General features: G+C 71.2%; 18 protein-coding genes and 2 tRNA genes. 17 read left to right on the forward strand and 3 right to left on the reverse strand.

The genetic code is table 11. From position 1 onward, the window contains the following. The first annotated feature begins 230 nt into the window (after positions 1–230). Positions 231–1,760 (forward strand): peptide deformylase, encoded by a 1,530-nt coding sequence (locus LPU43_RS06325; protein ID WP_229399265.1) that lies wholly within the window; start codon positions 231–233, stop codon positions 1,758–1,760. 81 nt (positions 1,761–1,841) lie between these two features. On the opposite strand, the gene LPU43_RS06330 is transcribed toward LPU43_RS06325, so the two are convergent. Continuing rightward, positions 1,842–2,960, reverse strand: a complete 1,119-nt coding sequence (locus LPU43_RS06330; protein ID WP_229399266.1) for a globin domain-containing protein — start codon at positions 2,958–2,960, stop codon at positions 1,842–1,844. Between the two features lie 186 nt (positions 2,961–3,146). Between LPU43_RS06330 and LPU43_RS06335 the strand changes: the two genes are divergently transcribed. Further along, positions 3,147–3,917 carry a CPBP family intramembrane glutamic endopeptidase gene (locus tag LPU43_RS06335; protein WP_229399267.1) on the forward strand — a complete coding sequence of 257 codons (771 nt, stop codon included), beginning with the start codon at positions 3,147–3,149 and terminating at the stop codon, positions 3,915–3,917. Between the two features lie 132 nt (positions 3,918–4,049). Here LPU43_RS06335 and LPU43_RS06340 read toward each other — a convergent pair whose 3' ends face one another. After that, positions 4,050–5,156 (reverse strand): EcsC family protein, encoded by a 1,107-nt coding sequence (locus LPU43_RS06340; RefSeq protein ID WP_229399268.1) that lies wholly within the window; start codon positions 5,154–5,156, stop codon positions 4,050–4,052. A 396-nt stretch (positions 5,157–5,552) separates the two neighbouring features. Here LPU43_RS06340 and LPU43_RS06345 point away from each other — a divergent pair. The 5 genes from LPU43_RS06345 (at position 5,553) to LPU43_RS06365 (ending at position 9,018) form a co-directional block, all read left to right on the forward strand. Then, positions 5,553–5,643 (forward strand) — tRNA-Ser (locus LPU43_RS06345). A 36-nt stretch (positions 5,644–5,679) separates the two neighbouring features. After that, positions 5,680–5,752 (forward strand) — tRNA-Arg (locus LPU43_RS06350). Positions 5,753–6,069: 317 nt separating this feature from the next. Then, a complete protein-coding gene (locus tag LPU43_RS06355; RefSeq protein ID WP_229399269.1) occupies positions 6,070–7,566 on the forward strand; it encodes a helix-turn-helix transcriptional regulator in 1,497 nt (498 codons plus the stop codon). A 50-nt stretch (positions 7,567–7,616) separates the two neighbouring features. Next, a complete protein-coding gene (locus LPU43_RS06360) occupies positions 7,617–8,441 on the forward strand; it encodes a PfkB family carbohydrate kinase (protein ID WP_229399270.1) in 825 nt (274 codons plus the stop codon). A 52-nt stretch (positions 8,442–8,493) separates the two neighbouring features. Beyond that, positions 8,494–9,018 (forward strand): GNAT family N-acetyltransferase, encoded by a 525-nt coding sequence (locus LPU43_RS06365; RefSeq protein ID WP_229399271.1) that lies wholly within the window; start codon positions 8,494–8,496, stop codon positions 9,016–9,018. 249 nt (positions 9,019–9,267) lie between these two features. Here the strand turns inward: LPU43_RS06365 and LPU43_RS06370 are convergent, their stop codons facing one another. Further along, on the reverse strand, positions 9,268–9,411 hold the full coding sequence (locus tag LPU43_RS06370) for a hypothetical protein (RefSeq protein WP_229399272.1): 144 nt from the start codon (positions 9,409–9,411) through the stop codon (positions 9,268–9,270). A 237-nt stretch (positions 9,412–9,648) separates the two neighbouring features. Between LPU43_RS06370 and LPU43_RS06375 the strand changes: the two genes are divergently transcribed. The 10 genes from LPU43_RS06375 (at position 9,649) to LPU43_RS06420 (ending at position 16,924) form a co-directional block, all read left to right on the forward strand. Beyond that, positions 9,649–10,344, forward strand: a complete 696-nt coding sequence (locus LPU43_RS06375; RefSeq protein ID WP_229399273.1) for a TetR/AcrR family transcriptional regulator — start codon at positions 9,649–9,651, stop codon at positions 10,342–10,344. Positions 10,345–10,374: 30 nt separating this feature from the next. Beyond that, positions 10,375–10,521 (forward strand): hypothetical protein, encoded by a 147-nt coding sequence (locus LPU43_RS06380; protein ID WP_229399274.1) that lies wholly within the window; start codon positions 10,375–10,377, stop codon positions 10,519–10,521. A gap of 431 nt (positions 10,522–10,952) precedes the next feature. After that, the gene (locus LPU43_RS06385) at positions 10,953–11,627 is read left to right on the forward strand and encodes a DUF3159 domain-containing protein (protein ID WP_229399275.1); all 675 of its coding nucleotides are present in this window, start codon (positions 10,953–10,955) and stop codon (positions 11,625–11,627) included. A 2-nt stretch (positions 11,628–11,629) separates the two neighbouring features. Continuing rightward, positions 11,630–11,953: a hypothetical protein gene (locus tag LPU43_RS06390; protein WP_229399276.1), complete on the forward strand. Its 324-nt coding sequence runs from the start codon at positions 11,630–11,632 to the stop codon at positions 11,951–11,953. Between the two features lie 226 nt (positions 11,954–12,179). Beyond that, a complete protein-coding gene (locus LPU43_RS06395; RefSeq protein ID WP_229399277.1) occupies positions 12,180–12,740 on the forward strand; it encodes a TetR/AcrR family transcriptional regulator in 561 nt (186 codons plus the stop codon). A 168-nt stretch (positions 12,741–12,908) separates the two neighbouring features. Beyond that, a complete protein-coding gene (locus LPU43_RS06400; protein ID WP_229399278.1) occupies positions 12,909–14,264 on the forward strand; it encodes an MFS transporter in 1,356 nt (451 codons plus the stop codon). An 18-nt stretch (positions 14,265–14,282) separates the two neighbouring features. Then, positions 14,283–15,644: a carotenoid oxygenase family protein gene (locus LPU43_RS06405; RefSeq protein ID WP_229399279.1), complete on the forward strand. Its 1,362-nt coding sequence runs from the start codon at positions 14,283–14,285 to the stop codon at positions 15,642–15,644. A gap of 45 nt (positions 15,645–15,689) precedes the next feature. After that, complete coding sequence (locus LPU43_RS06410; protein WP_229399280.1) at positions 15,690–15,944, forward strand: hypothetical protein; 255 nt, start codon at positions 15,690–15,692, stop codon at positions 15,942–15,944. 11 nt (positions 15,945–15,955) lie between these two features. Next, entirely contained in the window at positions 15,956–16,393 is a 438-nt protein-coding gene (locus LPU43_RS06415; RefSeq protein ID WP_229399281.1) for an SRPBCC family protein, read from the forward strand. A gap of 132 nt (positions 16,394–16,525) precedes the next feature. Next, on the forward strand, positions 16,526–16,924 hold the full coding sequence (locus tag LPU43_RS06420; RefSeq protein ID WP_229399282.1) for a hypothetical protein: 399 nt from the start codon (positions 16,526–16,528) through the stop codon (positions 16,922–16,924). The last annotated feature ends 63 nt before the right edge of the window (positions 16,925–16,987 follow it).

Here is a 16,987-nt window from a genome sequence, read left to right on the forward strand (position 1 = left end):
CGTCGTATGGGAAGCCTCATCCGAGGGTGATCGGGAGGCGCCCGTCACCCCGGGTCGGGCGGGTTCGGGCTGCGACGCCCGCCTGGCCGCCGGGCGGGAGTGCGCCGTAGGGCGCGGAAGCATCGACGTTCGCGCGTGAATTGTCAAGGTGAATGTCGACAAAGTGCCACTTCTGTGCGCGTTCGCGTACGGAACGTGAAACTGATACTTCCCCTGCGTTGAGGAAGCCGATGACGACCTCTCCGATCGAGCGGGCCGCCGACTCGTTCGCGGCCGAGCTTGCCCGGCACCGGACCGAGCGGGGGCTGTCCAAGAAGCAACTGGCGACGCTGATGGGCTTCGACCCGTCATACGTCAGCCACGTCGAGGGGCGCCGACACCGGCCGACCGAGGACTTCGCCCGCCGCGCCGAGGCCGTCCTGGAGGCCAGCGGCGCGATCTGGCAGCGCTTCCGGGAGTACGACGAGCTGCGCCACGGCCGCTCCACCCCGCCGCACCGCGACCACCCCGCCCCCGGCCAGTGGATGCCACCGGGCACCGGGCTGATCGTGGAACGCGAGCAGGCCGTGCTCACCCACACCCACGACGCCTACCACTGCGCCATCCGCCGGGAGCTCTACAACGCCGGCACCGAGCCGGTCACCCGCTACCTCGTCCGGGTGGCCGTCGACCGGTACCCCAACGACCCGGGCCGGTCGAACCGGCACCACCGCGACCACCCGCTCACCTTCGCCGAGCTGCAACTGCGGGCGCACCGCCACGACGGCGGGCAGCCCGAGCCGATGCACTGGCGGGCCAAGCACGACCGGGACGCGTTCAAGGAGATCTGGCTGCTCTTCGAGAACGACGAGGGCCGTTTCCCGCTCTACCCCGGCGACCGGGTCACCATCGAGTACGCGTACCGCGTCGGCCGGGAGAAGTGGGGCCCCTGGTTCCAGCGGGCCGTGCGGCTGCCCACCCGGCACCTCTCGGTGCGGCTGGACCTCCCCACCGAGCTGGACCCGCAGGTCTGGGGGGTGGAGACCTCGCTCTCGGCGGAGGAGGGGCCGCTGCGCCGCCCGATCGTCCGGGAGGGCCGGGGCGACCGGGCGGTCTTCGACTGGCGCACCGACGACCCGCCGCTCAACGCCCGGTACCGGCTCCAGTGGCGGTTCCGCAGCCGCCCGCCCGAGTCCGACCCGGGCGGGCCGGCGGGGAGCGTCCGGGTCCGGGCCAGCGACCGGATGCGCGGGCTCGGCATCGTCCAGCGCGGCGCGGACCTGCTTCGCCAGCCCAGCCGGCAGTTCGACCTGCCGGCCGACGAGGCCACCGCCCGCGAGCTGGTCGACCGGCTCTGCTCGGCGCTGGTCCGCCTCGACGAGCTGCACCCGTTCAGCAAGGGCGTCGGCATCGCAGCCCCGCAGCTCGGCCACGCCTGGGCCGCCGCCGTGGTCCGCCCGCCCGACCGCGCCGCCGAGCCGGTGGTGCTGCTCAACCCCCGGGTCGTCGACGCCTCCCCGGACACCGACGAGCAGTACGAGGGCTGCCTCTCCTTCTTCGACCACCGGGGGCTGGTGCCCCGGCCGCTGCGCATCGACGTGGAGCACGCCCAGTGGGACGGCAGCCGGATCATCACCTCGTTCGAGTTCGCCATGGCCCGGCTCGTGGCGCACGAGATCGACCACCTGGAGGGCCGGCTGTACGTCGACCGGATGACGCCGGGCGTCCCGCTGGTGCCCGTCGAGGAGTACCGCGAGACCGGTAACCCCTGGCGGTACTGAGCGGGTATCGGGGGAGGACCGGGTCGCGTGCCCCAGGGGGCGGGGGCACGCGACCCGGTCCTTTTTTCGGGGGGAGGAAAGCTACAGGTCGCCGAACGTGTCGTACCGGGTGTGCGGCGGCGGGACGCCGTCCTCGGCGAGCGCCCGCAGGGTCGACCGGACCATCCGGGCGGAGCCCGAGACGTAACAGTCGTGGTTCGTCCACGGGCCGTACCGGGCGACCACCTCGGAGACGTCGCCGTGCTCGCCGTCGAAGTCCGGTTCCTCGCTGCACGCCGGGGTCACCGACAGCCAGGGGTGAGTCTCCATCAGCTCGCGGAGCCCGGCCAGCCCGTACAGGTCGCCGGCGCGCCGGGCCCCGTAGAAGACGTGCACCCAGCGGCTCCGGTTCCAGGTGGTCAGCTCCTCGACCATCGCCTTGACCGGGGCCAGCCCCACCCCACCGGCGACGCAGAGGATGTCCCGCTCCGAGGCGCGGTCCACGGTCATCGACCCCATCGGCGCGGCGACGCGCAGCAGGTCGCCCGCCTTCGTGCGACGGACCAGCGCCCCGGAGACCCAGCCCGCGCCCGGGGGCGTCCGCACGTGGAACTCCAGGACGTTGTCGTCGTTCGGGGCGTTCGCCACCGAGTACGTCCGCCAGACCCGGGGCAGGTGCCGGGGCACCTCGACGCTGACGTACTGGCCGGCCCGCCACGGCAGCGGGTGCTGGAGGGCGCGCACGGTCAGCACGGCCGTGTCCTGGCCGTACCGCTCGTGGGTCAGCACCTCGGCGTGCCAGAACGGCGGGTTCCCGTCCGCCGCCGCCCCGGCCAGCATCTTCTCCGAGATCGCCCCGTACGCGTCTCGCCACGCCTGGTCGTAGGTCAGGTTCCAGCCGTCCCCGGCGGTGCAGCGCAGCGCGTCCAGCAGCGCGACGCCCATCGTGGCGTAGTGCTCCGCGTCGACGTGGTACTTGCGGTGGTCCCGGCCGAGCGCGCGCAGGTACTCCTCGAAGCTCTCCGGATCGTCCACCACCTGGATGGCGGTCACGATCGCGTCCAGGATGCGGTCACCCTGGCCGGTCATCTCCGCCGGGAAGAGCTGACGCAGTGCGGGGTCGAGCAGGAAGAGCCGGGCGTAGAAGTGGCCGCTCAGCCGGTCCCGGTGCTCCTCGACCAGGGTCCAGCTCTCCTTCAACAACCGCGCGACGTCGTCCACTTCGGCGCTCCTCCTCCTGCCGGCGGATCGGGCCCGCATAGAATGTCCACGGAGCGTGTGCGCCGGTCGCACAGAATGTGCGATCCGCTCACACCGTCTTGCCGGGCCGTCCGGACGCCGCCTCACCGGCCCTCCGTCGCCCCACCGGCCGTGTCCCGCCGGCCGCCGGTCGGGCAGAGTGGTGCGGTGACCGTTGAGCCCACCCGCCCGGCGTCCCGCCGGGTCCTCGGCACGGAGACGCTGCTGGTGCTCGGGCTCTCGCTCGGGCGGTCGGCGGTCTACGCGCTCGTGTCGATCGCCGCGAAGCTGACCGCCGACGGGCCGCTGTCGAAGCAGACCGCCGCCCTGAACACCTCCCAGTCGGCCCGCCCCTGGCTGGACCTGACGTACCAGCTCCTCGGCATCGTCTTCGCTCTGCTACCGGTGCTGCTCGCCGTACACCTGCTGGCGCGCGACCCCGGCGACCCCGCCCGTACCCTCGGGGTCGACCTGCGGCGCCCCGGCTCCGACCTGGCGCGCGGCGCGGGCCTCGCGGCGCTCATCGGCCTGCCCGGCCTGGCGCTGTTCTGGGTCGCCGCCCAGCTCGGCGTCAACGCCACCGTCGTCCCGGCCGCGCTACCGGACCTGTGGTGGACGGTCCCCGTGCTGATCCTCGCCGCCGTGCAGAACGCCGTGGTGGAGGAGGTGATCGTGGTCGGCTACCTGGTCACCCGGCTGCGCCAGCTCCGGTGGCGGCTCTGGGCGGTGCTCGCGGCGAGCGCCGTCCTGCGCGGGTCCTACCACCTCTACCAGGGCTTCGGCGCGTTCGTCGGCAACGCCGTGATGGGCGTCGTGTTCGGCCTGTTCTACCTGCGCACGAAGCGGGTGATGCCGCTGATCGTCGCGCACACCCTGCTCGACGTCGTCGCCTTCGTCGGCTACGCCCTCCTGCCGAGATCATGGTTCGACTGGCTCTGACCGCTCGTGGTCCGGGGCAGAGCTGCCGGGCGGGGCGGCCCTGATCAGCGACCCTCCCGGGGCGGCGGTTCCGATCAGCGCCCTCCCGGGAGCGGCGGCTCCGATCAGCGGCCTCGGGAGCGGCGGTCCCGGTCAGCGGCCCCGGCGCGGCGGGCGGTAGGTGGCCACCGCGCGGGCCGCCAGCCGCTCGGCGGCGGCCGAGCCGCCCGCCGCGCCCGCCAGCACGGCCGCCCCCGGCACCAGCCGGGCCGCCCACCGCACCCCGAGCCACGCGCCGAGCGGCGCGGCCAACCGACGGGCCCCCTCCACAACCCGGGGCCACGGCTGATCGACCGCGCCGGCCGCCGCCTCCGCCGCCGCCAGCGCCGCCCGTGCGTCGGCCTGGTCCGGGTGCACCCCGGTCAGCACCAGCAGCTCCACCGCCCGCTCCGGGTCGGCCGGGTCCCGGCCGTACGCCGCCGCCAGGTGCAGCACCAGCCCGGCCTGCGCCCACAGCGCCGCCGCCAGCTCCGCGACCGGCGCGAACGCCCCGGCGAGCGCCGCGGTCGCCCCGCCCGCCCGGGCCAGCCGGACGTACCGCCGGGTGGCGAGCCGGGCGAGCCCGTCGGCGGTCGCCTCCGGGTAGGCGGCCCGGTGCCGCCGGGCCCACTCGCGAGCGTCCGGCCCGAGCGTGCGCACCGCGGCCAGGGCCAGCAGCTCGGGAGCGAAGCCCGGCTGGTCGAGCACCCGCGCGGCCGTCGCCCGCAGGCCCACCCCAGCGGTACGCGCCACCGGCCCGGCGGCCTCCGGTACCGCCACGACTCCGGCCGCCGGCGTCGTGGGGGCGGGCTCGGCAGCGGTTCTGGCCGGGGCGGCCTTCTTCCGGGCGGCCTTCGCGGTCACCTTGGCGGGGGCAGCCTCCGCCGTCGCCTCGACGGGGGTGGCTTTCGCCGCCGACTTCGCCGGGGTGGCCCTCCCGGGGGCTGCCTTGCGCGCGGTGGCCTTCCTCGGTGCGCGCGCCCTGGCGGCCGGCTCAGCCGCTGTGACGTCCGTCTCGGGCTCCGTGGCGGGCGTCCCCGGTGTGGCGGCCGGTCCGGTCGTCTCCGGCCCGCCCGGTCCCGGCTCGGCCCCGGCGTGTGGCTCGTCACGTCCCCCGGTCACGTCCTCGGGCTGCTCGCCGACGGCCGACTCGCTCTTCTTCGCCCTGCCCGGGACGGCCCGGGGCGTCGGTTGCCCGGAATCGGGCGGCTGGAAGAGCACGGTCGGAGCGGGCCTGGGCCGGCGCGGGCGGGGCGGCGGTGCCGCCGGGGCCGGATCCCGGGGTGGGGCGGAATCGGCCTCGGGAGGCGCGGGCGGCGTGAAGGCCGCCCGTGCGGAACGGCGTCGCCGCGTGCCCTCACCAGGCGCGCGGCGGGGCGGGTCGCTGGGCGGCTGCTCCTCCATGTCGATGGAGCGTAGCCCTGATCCGGGGGCGGCACAGCGGGAAACCGCGCCGGTCAGGCGGGCCCCACCAGCCCTGGGCGGGCTGGTGGGGCGCGCTCCGGCAGCCTCGGGCGGGCCGGTCCGGCCAGGCGCGGCACCCGACTCCCGGTAGTCGCTTTGCCCCGGGCGGGTGCGGACCTGTATTCTCGGGCGCGGTGGCTTCCGGGTCACCAGGGAGACTTCGCCTAGTCTGGTCTATGGCGCCGCACTGCTAATGCGGTTGGGGTCTTAAAGCCCCTCCCGGGTTCGAATCCCGGAGTCTCCGCGCGAAAGCCGGTTGTGTAGACTGGCCGAGCAGCAAGCGCCCGTAGCTCAACGGATAGAGCATCTGACTACGGATCAGAAGGTTAGGGGTTCGAGTCCCTTCGGGCGCACAAGATCGTAAGGGGCCTGACCTGCGGAAACGCGGGTCGGGCCCCTTCGCTTTCCTGTCCATTGTGGTCGGTTGGGCGCTCGGTGGGTGCTCGTGCGACGAGCATCCCTCGTGTCCGTGCCCGTCCGGCTGGGGATTCCCCTGTGCGGTGGGGTTTTGATCATGGTGTGGCTTGCCGGCTTCCGGGGTTCGATGCTGTGATGCGGTGGTGGGGTGTCGGTGGTTACTGGGTAGGTTGGTCATGGTCGGTTAGGGTGACGTCACTTCCCGTCAATTTGGCTGTGGTGCCTGGTGTGGCGTTGTGAAGGGGCAAGCTTGGTGATTGATCCGCAGCGCGTGGACGATGCGAGACGGGCGCTGGGCGTGAGGCTCGCGGGGTGGCGTAACGCGCGAGGGTTGACCCAGTTGGCCTTGGCGCGGCGGGTGCCGGTTTCCCGGACCACGATCGCGGGCGTGGAGACGGGGCGGCAGTGCCCGGACCGGGTCTTCTGGCAGCGCTGTGAGTCGGTGCTGGGGGCTGGTGGAGAGTTGCTGGCCGGCTATGACGACTACCGTTGCCTCAAGCAGCAGCTTGATCAAGAGAGAGCTGACGCGGCGCAACATGCCCGGTGGGGTGAGGTCGAGGACCGTGTGCCTGCGTCTGGTGCTCGTGGTGTTCCGCGTGTCGCATTGGGGAGGCGGCCGGGCGACGTCGGCGCCGTGGATGGAGCTGGCACCCCGGATGGTCTGACTGCGGCCGTGCGGCTCGCCGACGTGGTGGTGGCTGATGGTGGTGAGGGCGTCAACGATGAGGACGTCGTCAGCGTTGCGGCAGTGTCCGATGGGCGGATGGTGTCATTGCGGGTGAGTCGAAGGGCTCTCCTGGAACTCACCGCCGGGCTGGTGACGCTGCCAACTGTCACCGCCGTGGATGTGCCTCGCTCGTCGGCTGTCGATCCTGCCGTCGTGGACTACTTCGCGCAGCTTCGCGCGTTCCTCGTGCGAGCCGACGACCGGCTCGGCGGCCTCACCGTCCTGTCGACGGTCGAGCAGCAGATCACGTTGATCGCCGCTCTGCGTCGGCAGGCGCGCGGGCATCTTCGGGACAGGCTGGTCAGCACCCAGGCGCGGTGGAGCGAGTTCGCGGGCTGGCTCGCCGATGATCTAGGCGATCGGGCCGTCGGCGAGCGGTGGCTGGACCGCGCGGGAGGCCTGGCGCAGGAGGCCGACGATCAGGAGTTCTGGGCGTATGTTCTGGCCCGCAAGGCGCAGCGGATGGTCCGCACCGGCGATGAGGATCGTGTCGCCGCTCTGGCGCAGGCGGCGCTCCGCCTGCCTGACACGCCTGCGCTCGTGCGTGCCTTCGCCGCGGTCCAGCAGGCACATGGCAGCGCTGCCCGGGAAGATGCCGACGGCTTCCAGACTGCGATCGAGCGCGCGCACTCACTCGTCACGGACGCATCACCGACCAGCGACGATGACTGTCTCGGCTCGTTCTGCACCCGCCCCTACCTGGCGGCTCAGGAAGGTGAGGGATGGCTGCGTCTCCAGCAGCCCACCAAGGCCATCGTCAGTTTCACAGCGGCCGTCAACGAGTGGCCCGAGCGTTACCGGCGCGAGCGGGGCCTCTACCTCTCCCGCACCGCGCACGCGCACCTCGCGGCCTCGGAGCCCGGCCACGCCGCGGTAGTGGCTGCGGAAGCGTTGGCGGTGGCGACCACCACGGGCTCGGCGCGGGTCCGCCGAGACGTCGACGCGCTGGCCCGGCAGCTCAAACCTTTCCGAAGCCAGCAGGATGTGCGGCATCTGCTTGACCAACTGGCTACGACCGGATGAACCCCTCGTCCGACCCGGCGCAGGTGCCGGGGCGACCTCGTGTCGCCGTCGTGGGCCGCTCCAACATCGACATCACGGTGCGGATTCCCGGACCGCCTGTTCCTGGCCGCACCACGTTCGCCTCGTCGCCGGCGACGACCACCGCTGGCGGCAAGAGCCTCAACCAGGCCCTAGCCGCCAGCCGGGCGGGCGCGCACGCCACCTTGATCGCCAACGCCGGCGACGATTACTGGGGCACCTTCCTGTACCAGACCCTCATCGACGCGGCCGTCGACGTGTCCCGCTTCCACCTCGTGCCGTCGGCGTTGACCGGAATCGCGCTCATCGAGGTCGACCCTGACGGAGAAAACCGCATCATCCTCGCGCGGGCCCCGGAAACCGAACTGACCGGTGAGCAGGTGCGCGGCAAGCTCGCGGGGCTGCCCGCCGCAGTCGTGGTGACTCAACTCGATCTCCAACCCGACGCCGTCGACGCCGTCGTCCGGCACCATCGCGCGCAGACGCTCATCGGCAACCTCGTACCGCATCCCACGCTTGGCTCGGCCGCGCTGGGCCCACTCGACCTGTTCGTCGCGAACGAAGCCGAGGCGGCGGCGATCCTCGGCCGCCACCACGACGACCCGATAGCCGCCGCACGGGAACTGCGCACACTGGGCCCCAGAGCAGTCGTGGTGACCGCCGGCCCGCGCGGCGCCGCATACAGCGATGCCCACGACACCGCGCTCATCCCCGCACCACACGTCAACGTGACCAACACCAGCGGAGCGGGCGACACGTTCCTCGGCACTGTCGCCGCACGGCTCGCCTATCAGCTCCCGCTCTCCCACGCGGTCGCCGACGGCGTGGCCGCCGCGACGACCTTCGTACAGCAGTAGCGACCCAAGGCGTCCGAACTCTCAAGTCGAGACCAACAGGAAGGACGCCGCTGTGACTCCAGTCGTAGCCGCCGAACCCGGCCATGTCGATGCCATCGCCGCGCTCCTTGAAGAGCTGGACACGTTCTACGGCGAGACCGAAATCGAGCCCCGTGACGTGCGGATCCGTCAGATCAACGAGGCCCTCTTCGGCGACCCGCCCCTGGCCCATGCCGTGCTCGCCTGGGACGCGCAGGCACTCGTCGGGCTAGCGACGTACTCCTTCCTGTGGCCAGCCGCCGGCCTGACCCGCTCGCTCTACCTGAAGGAGCTGTACGTGGCGGAGACTGCCAGGAGACGCGCCGTCGGAAAACTTCTCATGGACCGCCTCGTCGAGGTGGCGACCACGAACTCCTGTAGCCGAATCGAGTGGATCACCGATCGGGACAACACCCCGGCGCAGCGCTTCTACGAGAAGCTCGGTGTCGCGCAGAACGGCGACAAGACCTTCTACCGGCTTGAGGTCAGCTCTTCCTGGAGGCCCATGCCCGGTAAGGGTGCGTTGCTGACCGCGATGGCTCCGGAGGACGGGGGGTGAACGCGGGCTTCATGACCGCAGCGAACCACCCCCACCGCCTGCCGCTTGGCCCGCCCTCGTGCGACAACCCACCTCCATCGGAATACCTCATCACCCCGGCCTACAAGGATCACCGGCGAAGATCACGCCGACAAGCCGAGCCACAGTGGACGACCTCGGCCGCGTCAAGATTTGTGGTCGGCGGTTGTCTTTCCACCTCCCGCAATCGGTGAAGCGCCCGCTGGCGCGCAAGCCGGGAAAGGCCCAGAGTCAGCTCAATCTGCGAAGACCCTGGGTGATGGCCGCGCGCAGTTGCTCACCGTATGCACCTGCCGGCAAGACGTCTACATGCTCGGCCGCCTGCTCGAAGGCGGCGTGCGCGGCGGCCGTGTTGCCCAGCCGCTCGTTGGCCATCGCCACACCCACGTGCAGCGAGGGGTAGAAGGCGGCAACCCTGTCATCGCCGACGGCGTCGGCGTGCCGCAGAGCCTCCTGGTTCCACCGCAGGATCTCCTCGGGGTCGTCCTGCTGCCTGGCCAGATAGTGCGCCGCGACGCAAGCCTCGTAGTCGTCCGTACGCCGCGCCCGCGCTGTGCTAGTTTTCCCAAAGTTAGCACACTGTGCTAGAAGTGAGGTGGTGAGGAGGTACCGATGCCCGAGCGGCCGACGAAACGAGACACCCGCGACCGGATCCTGATCGCCGCCGCGACCATGCTCGGGGAGAACCCGACCGCTCGGCTAAGCGTCCGAGGGGTCGCCGCGCGGGCCGGCGTCAGCACGGGTTCGCTTCGGCACTTCTTCCCCACCCAACGCGCGCTCGTCGACGCCGTCGTCGCCGGCATCTACGACGTCGACGTCCCCGGCGATCCCATCGGCGACACCGCACGAACGCCGGCGGAGCGCCTCGTCGAGTGCCTGCGGCAGGTGCTCGCACAAATCGGCACCGGCGAACGGGCGCGGGAGCAGTGGCGCGGGATCCACGGGACGTACATCGCGGTTGCCCCGACGGATGACGAGGTCGCCACATACCGATCGATCGAGCGGGCGGGCCTCCACCGCATCGAGCGATGGCTGACCGCCCTTGCCGACGAAGGCGCGCTCCCGGCGGACGACGTCGCGCCACGCGCCCGGTTCCTGGCGACCGTCCTCAACGGCCTCTTCACCGAGCGGGTGCTCCCCGCCGACGCCCTGCGCCTCAAGTTCGAGGCAGAAACCCTCCGGATGGCCGCCGTCGCCGTCCTGAGCGACCCCGCCGGGGCCGGGCAGTCCGAGCCCTGCCGGGCCGGCCCATCGCGTACATCGACCCATCGCGCACCGCACATCGACCCATCCCGCACCGCACGTTGACCCATCGCGCACACCGGCCCGGAGGACAGTGTGCCCAACTTCCAGACATCCCCGGTCCTGCGCCCGCTGGGGGCGTTCGAACACACCATCGACCTCTACACCAGTCGCAAACCCGTACAATTCTCGCTCGTCGTCGAACTTGCCTCACCCATCTCGGCACAGCAGCAGCACGCGTGAGCTGGCGGAGATCGCTGGGACCACGCTCAAGACCTGTGCGGTCCCCTCCAGTGCCGAGAAAGAGCTCGATGCGCTAATCCGAGGACGCGAGCAGACCCGGCAGGAGCCGGCCGAACGGCTCGCCCCCGACGTCGACCGAAGCCGGCAGGAACATCCACGGGCCGAGCAGCGCATGACGCGCCACCGGCCACCCAACTGGATGGCCTTCCTCCGATCGATCGTCTTGCCACAACCCGGCGCAGCTCGACGTCTTGCAGCGCGCCAGCGCCATCCTCGACCGGGACGCACGGACCGGATGAGGCGAACCGGCTGTCTCGTGCAGGTCAGCGCGGAGCTTCGTGAGGTCGGCCACACTCCTGCCCTGCTGGCTTGAGTGTGCCGCAGGGGCATACCCACTGATTGATCAAATGAGTATCGACGAGAGGGATCCCGTGACGGAACCGAAGCTTCGGCACGGTTCCGATCGCCGCGACGCGGCCCCGCCCGCCAAGCCCACCATCCTGGACCAGATGGGCGGCATCGCCGGGTTCGTCTATTCCACCGTTCCGGTGATCGTCTTCGTGACGGCGAACGCGTTACTTCCGCTGCCGGCGGCCATCGGCGTCGCCGTCGCCACCGGCCTGGCGCTGTTCATCTTCCGGCTGGCGCGCGGGGAGCGCTTCTTCTCCGCCGTCGGCAGCCTGCTGGGGGTGGCGCTGGCCACCGGGATCGTCGCGTGGACCGGCTCCGCGCGGGACTTCTTCGTGATCGGGATCTGGGCGTCGCTGGCCGGATTCGTCCTCACGCTCGCATCGGTGCTGGTTCGTCGGCCGCTGACCGGTGTCGTCTGGAACCTCATGCACGGGGGAACCCACCCGTGGCGGCGCAACTCCGCCGTGCGCCTGGCGCACGATGTCGCGACCCTCTTCGCGGCGTTGGTGCTCGGGTCGCGCTTCGCGATCCAGCAGTTTCTCTACCTGGAGGACAGCTCCACCGGACTGGGCATCGCCCGGATCGTCATGGGCACCCCGCTCACCGTGCTGGCCGCGCTGGTCGTCGTGTGGGCGTTCCGCCGCAGCACCAAGGTCCTCGTCCGGCACCGCCCCGAACGAGCCGGGAAGGCGTGAACGTGGCCCTCTACGAAGGTGCGATGCAGGTGGTTCCCGTCCTGTTGATCGCCCTGTTCATCGAGTCCCGCACCGTCGACCGTTCAGCAAGCCGCACGAAGCGACGCTGGGCGAACCTGCAGGATAGGGTCTTCGCCGTGCTCGGCATCGTCGCGTTCATGGTGTCGATGCTCGTCGTGGCGGGCATCGCCACCGCCGGGCGTGGCCCGGCGGCGATCATCATCGCCACCCTCAGCGGCTGCATGGGCCTCCTGTACACCCGGATCGAGCAACGTTTCGCCTGGGACCACGGTCAGCAGCACGACGACATGCCGGGCGCCCGCTGAGGTTCGCTCGTGCGGCCATGGACGCTCGACCGGGCGATTCGGGAGAGCGGTTGTCCGGTCGGCGCAGGACGTCCAGCTGCGCGGGGCTGCGTACGAGCAATCGGAGTGCTGGCGGGCCGTTCAGGCCGCTGCGGCTCTTGGCTGAGACTCGGCCGCCGCCCCGGTCGGCGGCGGACGGGCGGTGGTGGGTTTGCCTGCCACCCCGAGGGTGTGGTTGACTACTCACATGTCGATCCGCGTACGCACGCTCTCCACCGCAGAGGAGCGCCGGGAGGAGGTCCTCTCCACGGCCATCGGCGCGTTCGCCAGTCGTGGTTACTTCGGCACCACGACGGTCGACGTCGCCAAGCGGGCGGGCATCTCGCAGGCCTACCTCTATCGCCTGTTCCCCGACAAGGAGTCGCTGTTCGCGGCGGTGGTCGAGCGGTCGTTCGAGCGCATCCGCGACAGTATCAGCAAAGGCGCGGCATCCACCCGGGGCACGTCGCCCGAGGTCGTGTTGTCGACCATGGCGGACGCCTACGCGATGTTGATCCGCGACCAGGACCTGCTGCTGGTGCAGATGCACGCGCAGTGCGCCGCGGTGTCGGTTCCGGAGGTGCGTCGCGCGGTTCGCGATGGCTACGCGCGTCTGGTCGAGTACGTGCGGAGCGTGTCGGGCGGCGGTGCGGAGCAGGTGCAGGAGTTCTTCGCCAGGGGTGCGTTGTGCAACCTGGTGGTGACGATGGGTGCGGAGGACCTCGACACGCCCTGGGCCAGCACCCTGGCCCTGGGCCTGCGGCACTGACGATCACGGATGCCCGAGGAGCGATAGCGGCCTCGGCCGGATCGGGGTCAGTGAGTGGTCAGCCACTCCTTTATTGGGTGAGTGTTCGACCAATCTTCTTCGGAGGGATTCATGAAGACAGACCTCAGGCCGCCGGCCGCGACAGCGCAAGGGACGGGAGTTCCCGCCTTGGCGCTGCTGGCCTTCGTGCAGTTCCTGGTGGTGCTCAACACCTCGATCGTCAACGTGGCGCTGGACGCCATCGCCGCCCAGTGGCACATGTCCACGTCGGGTCTGTCCTGGGTGATCAACGCCTACCTGTTGCCGTTCGGCGGGCTGATGCTGTTGGGAGGGCGGCTGGGCGATCTGCTCGGACGGCGTCGGGTGCTGCTGGCGGGGGGCGCGATCCTGGGGGTCGGCTCACTGGCAGCGGCCGTCGCGTGGAGCGAGCCCGTGCTGCTGGCCGCGCGGGTGGCTCAGGGGACCGGGGCGGCACTGCTGGCGCCGACGGCGCTGGCGATCACCGTGGTGATGTTCGCGGCACAGCGGCAGCGGGCGCTCGGGATCGTCGGGGCGGTGTCGGGTCTGGGTGGCGCCGCCGGGGTGCTGTTCAGCGGGGTGCTGACGCAGGCGTGGGGTTGGCGTTCGATCTTTTTCCTGACCGCGGTGCTCGCCGTCGTCGCCGTCGTCGCGACCCCCCTGTTGGTGCGCAGCGACGTGCCGGTCGAGCGTGGTCGGTTGGATGTCGCAGGGGCGCTGACGGTCACGGTAGGCGTGACCGCGCTGGTCTACGCGCTGTCGACCGGCCCGAGAGCCGGCTGGGGCAAGCCCGTGACGGTGGCCGCGCTGGCCGGTGGAGTGGTGCTGCTGGCCGTGTTCGTCGCCTGGCAGCGGCGCACCGCCGATCCGTTGGTGCGGCTGGGCATCCTGCGCAGCGGTTCGGTCGGCTCGGCCAACGCGCTGATGTTCCTGCTCGGCGCCGTCTGGATCGGGTTGTTCTTCTACCTGCCGTTGCTGCAGCAGCAGGTCCTGGGCTACGGCCCGCTGGCGACCGGACTGTCGCAGTTGCCGCTGGCCGGAGCCACCGTGGCGGCCTCCTGGCTGGCGCCACGGGTGACTGCCCGGCTGGGCCGACGGTGGAGCCTGGTCGGCGCGCTGGCCGTGCTCGCCGCCGGAATGGCCTGGCTGGGCGCGGTGCCCTCGGACGCGTCCTTCGTCACCGAACTGCTCGGCCCCATGGTGCTGATCGGCGCCGGCCTGGGCCTGGCGTTCGTGCTGCTGACCACGTTGGGCCTCACCGGCGTTGACCCGGCCGAGTCCGGGCTGGCCAGTGGCCTGATCAACACCACCCGTCAAGTCGGCGGCGGCCTGGGGCTGGCCCTGCTGACCGCAGCGGCAGGCACCGCCGCCGCTCAAAGTGGCCAGGGCGGTATCGACGTCTTGGCCGAGGGCTTCCGATGGGCGTTTCGCACCGGATTCGTGATCGCCGCGCTCGCGGCGCTCACGGCACTGTTCACCGTTCCTGCCGGCCGCGGCCGGCACTGACCGCAGAAGGAGCCCCTCATGAACCCCACCAAGCCGTACCTGGCCGGTCACTACACACCCGTCGTCGACGAGGTCACCGCCTTCGACCTGACGGTGGAGGGCACGCTGCCGCCGGAGCTCTCCGGTCAGCTGGTCCGCAACAGCCACAACCCCAAGCCCGGCGTCACCCCGACACACTGGTGGAAGGGCAGCGGCATGGTCCACGGCATCCGTCTGCGGGCCGGGCACGCCGAGTGGTACCGCAATCGCTGGGTGCGCACCCCGGCGCTGGATGGCGCGCCGTACATGACCGGGTCTGGTCCGGACTACTCGGCCAGCACCGCCGGCACTCACGTCGTCGAGCACGCCGGGCGGCTGCTGGCGCTCTGCGAGGCGAACCATCCATTCGCGCTGACCCGCGAGCTGGACACCGTCGGCGCCTTCGACTTCTCCGGCAAGCTGACCACAGCGATGACCGCCCACCCCAAGCAGGACCCGGCCACCGGCGAGCTGCACTTCTTCGGGTCCTCGCCGATGCCGCCGCTCCTGACCTACCACGTGGCCTCCGCCGACGGAGAGCTGATGCTCAGCGAGCAGGTGCCGGGTGCGACCGCCGCGCTCAAGCACGACTTCGCGATCACCGAGAACCACGTGGTGTTCCTGGAGATGTCGGTGACGTTCGATCACACCGAGACGTCCGGCATCCCGTACGCGTGGAGCGACGACATCGCGCCCCGCCTGGGTGTTCTGCCCCGCGGTGCCGGCGGAGCCGCGCGCATCCGCTGGTACGACATCGCGCCCGGCCAGGCGCTGCACGTCGCCAACGCCTACGAGGACGCACAGGGGCGCATCGTGGTCGAAGGCCCCACTCTCGACCGCGCGGGGTGGGAGCTGTCGTGGAACTGGTGGGCGGGCACCGGGGGCCCTCGCCACGACGAGCCCGTCACCAGGTCGCTGACCCGCCGGTGGGTCGTCGACCCGGTGACCGGCATTGTCACCGAGGGCCTCTGCGACGACCTCAACGTCGAGTTCCCCACCATCAACGACGACCTGCTCGGCCGCGAGCACCGCTACCAGTACGCCATCGCCTTTCCCGGCGGTGGGAGCGGCGGCAGCCACGGCGTCGTCAAGTACGACCGGATCGACGGCAGCCGGCAGATCCTCGACGTCGGTGCCGGCGTGCTGCCCAGCGAGGCGGTCTTCGTCCCTGCCGCGGACGCGACCCGCGAGGACGACGGCTACCTGCTCACCGTCACCAGCGACCTGGGCCGGGACGCCTCGAGCCTGCTCGTGCTCGACGCCAGCGATCTGCGCCGCGCGCCGATCGCCACGATCCGCCTGCCTCGCCGGGTCACCGCCGGCATCCACGGCTCATGGATCCCGGACGAGCAGACCAGCTGACCACTCAACACTGTGAATGATCAACCACTCTCTTGGAGTAACGCCGTGGAGAACGAGAAGACGCCCGCCGTGGGCATCGACCCCGTCGCCGAGACGGCCCCCCCGACCCAGGCCCCGCCGGCCCCGCCGCTCGCCGACACCCAGCAGGCCGCGAAAAAGGCCGCCCGCCGCAGCCGCCGCAAGGTGGCCAAGGCGCTGCTGTACGCGGCTCTGGCCGTCACCGCACTGCTCGTCCTCGCCGAGCCCTGGTTGCTCCTGCCAATCGCACTGGCCGTCGTGGCCCTGTCTCTACAGAACTGAAGGAGACCTTCATGGACATCGACCGAGAGGCGCCTGTCGTCGTCGAGGTATCCATGATCGCCGCCGCGTCACTGGAGACCGTGTGGCGACTGCAGACCGACATCGACCGGTGGCCGACCTGGCAGCACGACATCGAGGAGGCCCACCTCGCCGGCCCGATCAGCGCGGGCAGCACCGTCACTTGGCGTACCCACGGCCTGTCCCTCACCTCCGTGATCGGCGACCTCCATCCCATGCGGCGCATCGCCTGGGGTGGAAGCGGGCAGGGCATCGACGGCATCCATGTCTGGACCTTCGACGCGGTCGCCGACGGCGTGCGCGTGCACACCGCCGAGTCCTGGGACGGACCTCCCGTGATCGCCGACCCGGACGGGATGCGTAGCGCGCTGGCGTCCTCCCTCACCGCCTGGCTCGCGGCCCTCACGTCGGTTGCCGAGACCACCCACTGATCCGATCCGAGGTGACCGGCCGCCACCCGCGGCCGGTCACCTCCCGACGCGACGTCGAACCAGACAGCTTCGCGGTTGTCACCTGCTGCGGACAAGCCCTCGAGGGTGACATGAAACCAGTAACCCGGCACCATGTACGGGTCGGTGCTGGCCCACGGCAACCTGGTGGAGTGGACGGTCCGACACGAAACCGGGCACGCGGTGGACGCCCGCATCGGGTGGCTGGAGCGGTTCTCCGGCGAGGAGCGGTTCGGCGGCTGGCGGATTTCCGGCAACACCGCTGGTCTGCGGGCCGTCGCCACGGCGATGCTGTCGCAGCTGGACGTCGGCACCACCGCCGACGGCCACGATGACCTGGTCGCCACGCTCACCAGCATGCTGGACCTCCCGCACTACCAGCCCCCGCACCAGGATCTGGCCAGCGATCTGGACTGGTCGCTCGGCCTCGAACGCCGGATGACCGCGCTCAGCACCTGGTTCCCGTTCCTCGGCCCGGCGCGGGCGCACGAGCTCGCCGAGTTCATCAGGTAGGCGCTGACACCGGAGCTGGCCACCCTGAACGGTCGCAGGTACGGCTACGAGACGTACGCCGGA

Source organism: Micromonospora okii (assembly GCF_020884795.1).
Classification (GTDB): Bacteria; Actinomycetota; Actinomycetes; order Mycobacteriales; family Micromonosporaceae; genus Micromonospora; species Micromonospora okii.